This is a genomic window from Pantoea sp. Morm, from assembly GCF_016643525.1.
In the GTDB taxonomy this organism is placed as follows: domain Bacteria; phylum Pseudomonadota; class Gammaproteobacteria; order Enterobacterales; family Enterobacteriaceae; genus Pantoea; species Pantoea dispersa.
Map to the genome: position 1 here is coordinate 1 of NZ_VOQX01000193.1, position 2787 is coordinate 2787.

Below are 2787 nucleotides of genomic sequence, written 5' to 3' on the forward strand. Positions count from 1 at the left end.
GAATTAGAAAGCATTTCTGATTACCCGGCGAAAGTACGCAAGCTAATTCGCCGTCTGCGCCGTATCCGTATTGATCGCTTGATCAGCCGTTTACTCTAGCCGATGCGTGCGCTCATCCTCTGCATGACTTTACTCTGTAGTGGATGTGCGCATGTGGCGCAGGATAACTGGACTGGTAAAGACAAAGCCGAACACTTCTTCTCTTCTGCTGCACTTGCCGCTGCCGGCAGCGAAATTTCCCAGCATCAACATCAGGGCCGTGGGCAAAACTTACGTTTTGGTTTTTTGTTCTCGCTGAGTTTTGGCGTAGGAAAAGAGTTGTATGACAGCCGCTCCTCGGGGAGCGGCTGGAGCTGGAAAGATCTCAGCTATGATGTGGCTGGAGCCGCGACTGGCGTTGCATTGTGGAATTTGAGCCAGTAATCACAGTGCAATGCCTTTTCCCTTGCGATGGAGCATCAGGGAAATAACGAAGGCCAACGCCCCCATCGCCGACACATACCAGAAGAAACTGGTTTCAATCCCCTCTTTCTTCAGCAGTAAAGCGACATACTCGGCCGAACCACCAAAGATCGCATTAGCCACCGCATAAGATAAGCCAACACCTAGCGCGCGCACTTCTGGCGGGAACATTTCTGCTTTCAGAATGCCACTGATGGCGGTATAGAAGCTGGTGATAATCAGCGCCAGCATGATCAGTGCAAATGCGGCCCAACCGCTCTGCACATTTTGCAGCAGCATCAGGATCGGTACGGTACAGATCGCTGCCCCCGCACCAAAGATCATCATCGAAGATCGACGACCGATCTTATCTGAAAGCGCTCCAACGATTGGCTGAATCAGCATGAAGACGAATAATGCGGCTGTCATCAATCCACTGGCGCTGCGTGCATCCATCCCCGCCGTGTTGACCAGATACTTTTGCATATAGGTGGTGAAGGTATAGAAGCCCAGTGAACCACCGGCAGTAAAGCCCAACACCATCAGAAATGCGCGTGAGTGATTGCGCAGCAAACCCAAAACACTGCCCGCATCTTTATGTTCACGATTCTTTTTCTCGGAGGTTTCATTCAGTGAGCGACGCAGCCACAGAGCGACCACAGCCAGCACGGCGCCAAGGAAGAATGGGATACGCCAACCCCAACTGCGCAACTCTTCGTCGCTGAGGATCTGTTGCAGCACCACCACGGTAAGAACCGCTAACAGCTGCCCGCCGATCAGCGTCACATACTGGAATGATGCGTAAAATCCTTTACGGCCCTCTAAAGCGACTTCACTCATGTAAGTGGCGCTGGTGCCATACTCTCCTCCCACTGACAACCCTTGAAACATACGCGCCAGCAGCAGGATCACCGGTGCCGCTACGCCAATTTCGCCGTACCCTGGCAGGCAGGCGATCACCAGGGATCCTAAACACATCATGCAGACAGAAATCAGCATTGAGTTTTTACGTCCATGGCGATCGGCGATATAGCCAAACAGCCAGCCACCAATTGGACGCATCAAAAATCCAGCGGCGAATACGCCTGCTGTTTGCAGTAACTGCGTAGTGGTATCGCCTGCCGGGAAGAATACATGCGCGAAATAGAGTGAGAAAAAGGAGTAAACGTAGAAATCGAACCATTCGACCAGATTGCCTGATGATGCGCCAACAATCGCCCAGATGCGCTGTTTGCTGTTTATCGTTGATTCAGATGGTGCCACTTTTTGTTGTAGTGAGTCGGTCATGTCTTACCTCATTTCCTTGCGATAAATTAATGCCAAAGGATTCAGTAAAGCACGTGTTGGGCGGTTTCGGGAATTGGATGACGTTGAAGGTGCTAATTTGTGATTAGTAAGGAATTTTGGGGTGAAATTAGGGCGATTTTTCAGTACTGGTTGTAGGTTTTAAAGGTGAGTCAGTGCCCAAAATCGCGCTGTGGCGGCGTGATGTCAGAGGTGAAGTGGCTGATTTACTGGAGGAATACGTGGTTGCGCTGGCCAGCGATGAGAATTTAACGATCAACCGCCCACTTCTCGATATTAATCAGCCGGTTAAGATTGCTGATTTTATTGAAAACTGGCTGAGAAAAAGCCAGTAGCCAGGGGGTTTTATGATCGTCTGGCTAAACTTCACACGTCAGTTTCAGGCGTAAAACAATCCTGATTTCGCCGATCTGCAGACGTAAAAAAACCCTGAACTTTCGTTCAGGGTTTCTTCACTTGTTTGATGCCTGGCAGTTCCCTACTCTCGCATGGGGAGGCCCCACACTACCATCGGCGCTACGGCGTTTCACTTCTGAGTTCGGCATGGGGTCAGGTGGGACCACCGCGCTAAAGCCGCCAGGCAAATTCTGTTTATTCACGCCGTTACCTTACTTCCGTAACCACGCAAACCAATCCGTTTGAACAAAGCTGAAAATCTACTCGCGTCTCTCAAAAACGCCTCTGGCGTTGTAAGGTTAAGCCTCACGGGTCATTAGTACCGGTTAGCTCAATGCATCGCTGCACTTACACATCCGGCCTATCAACGTCGTCGTCTTCAACGTCCCTTCAGGACTCTCTGGGAGTCAGGGAGAACTCATCTCGGGGCAAGTTTCGTGCTTAGATGCTTTCAGCACTTATCTTTTCCGCACTTAGCTACCGGGCAATGCCATTGGCATGACAACCCGAACACCAGTGGTGCGTTCACTCCGGTCCTCTCGTACTAGGAGCAACCCCCCTCAATTCTCCAGCGCCCACGGCAGATAGGGACCGAACTGTCTCACGACGTTCTAAACCCAGCTCGCGTACCACTTTAAACGGCGA

3 protein-coding genes and 2 rRNA genes are annotated in these 2787 nt (G+C 51.1%); 2 read left to right on the forward strand and 3 right to left on the reverse strand.

Annotation, left to right across the window (positions count from 1 at the left end):
* Positions 1-102 precede the first annotated feature (102 nt).
* On the forward strand, positions 103-423 hold the full coding sequence (locus FT726_RS26615) for a YfiM family lipoprotein (protein WP_200577682.1): 321 nt from the start codon (positions 103-105) through the stop codon (positions 421-423).
* Here FT726_RS26615 and FT726_RS26620 read toward each other — a convergent pair whose 3' ends face one another.
* On the reverse strand, positions 424-1728 hold the full coding sequence (locus FT726_RS26620; RefSeq protein WP_346303781.1) for an MFS family transporter: 1305 nt from the start codon (positions 1726-1728) through the stop codon (positions 424-426). It lies immediately after the preceding gene.
* A gap of 173 nt (positions 1729-1901) precedes the next feature.
* On the opposite strand from FT726_RS26620, the gene FT726_RS26625 reads away from it, so the two are divergent.
* Positions 1902-2081, forward strand: coding sequence for a hypothetical protein (locus tag FT726_RS26625; protein ID WP_346303782.1), 180 nt, complete (start codon positions 1902-1904; stop codon positions 2079-2081).
* Between the two features lie 130 nt (positions 2082-2211).
* On the opposite strand, the gene rrf is transcribed toward FT726_RS26625, so the two are convergent.
* A 5S ribosomal RNA gene (rrf, locus tag FT726_RS26630) occupies positions 2212-2327 on the reverse strand.
* A gap of 110 nt (positions 2328-2437) precedes the next feature.
* Positions 2438-2787 (reverse strand): 23S ribosomal RNA (locus FT726_RS26635); the annotation flags it as partial.

Coding starts and splice junctions, on each gene's coding strand:
- FT726_RS26615 (WP_200577682.1), top strand. CDS start 103: ATGCGTGCGCTCATCCTCTGCATGACTTTACTCTGTAGTGGATGTGCG.
- FT726_RS26620 (WP_346303781.1), bottom strand. CDS start 1,728: ATGACCGACTCACTACAACAAAAAGTGGCACCATCTGAATCAACGATA.